The organism is Psychrobacter sp. 1U2 (assembly GCF_051847575.1).
Map to the genome: position 1 here is coordinate 1 of NZ_JBPYDC010000691.1, position 896 is coordinate 896.

1 protein-coding gene is annotated in these 896 nt (G+C 44.2%); it reads right to left on the reverse strand.

The genetic code is table 11. The features are described from left to right. Positions 1 to 896 (reverse strand): MobA/MobL family protein (locus ACS8FD_RS18125; RefSeq protein ID WP_439276873.1); only part of this gene is annotated, 896 nt, incomplete at both ends.

Below are 896 nucleotides of genomic sequence, written 5' to 3' on the forward strand. Positions count from 1 at the left end.
ATTCTTTGTTTTGTGTCATCACATCGCTTTGGTAGGTTTTCGCATCGTTTAGCTGCCCAAGCAATGCCTGATTTTGCGTCTTCAACGCATCGTTTTGTGTCGTCAACTCGAGCTGCCGTTCTATGAGACTGTCCTGTGCAGTATGTAATGAGAGGTTCTGAGCTTCCAGAGAGTTGTTTTGCAAAGTCAGTTCGTTGTTTTGTGCCTCCAATGCGTCCAGGTAGTCTTGCATTTTTCTCAGTTGCCCAAGCAAGTCCTTTTCTAAGTGCGCTAATTCGTCGTTCATTGTCTGCTTCCTGTCTAATATGATTCTCAGCCACTAGGTTGTTGCGTGTTTTAATAGCGCGGTTAATATCGCCTTTTTCGGTCATAATGCCGCGGCGTTCCATTGCTGTCGCTTTTACGCCCATTTTAATGGTGGGTTGCTGATCAAGCCCCTGATCTTTGTAACTACGTGCATCCATTAACGGCAGATTATATTCGGCTAACACTTTATTGGCGGTATTTACCCAGAGTTCACGAATACGCTTAATTTCTTGCATTGATGATGGCAGATCATGAGCCTTACGTTTTTTGTTGGACCATTCAAATGGTACTTTGAGCTTTGGATCAAAGGCCAATGTCTTATTAGGCCCAATAGTGGGCGCTCGAGTGGTTACCATAATATGGGCATGGAAATTACGTGGGTCAGGATTTTCTTCTCCTTCACGTAATCGTTTCGAGCTCGGCTCAGCGTTCGGATCGAATGGAAGTTTCATTACAGGACGATGAATACATACATCAGCGATTACATCCATATCATCACAAATCTTTTGGGCAAAATCTATTGCTAGCTGATGGCGCTCACTTTCTGATAACTCGTAAGGCAGATTAATGAGCCATTCACGAGCCACACG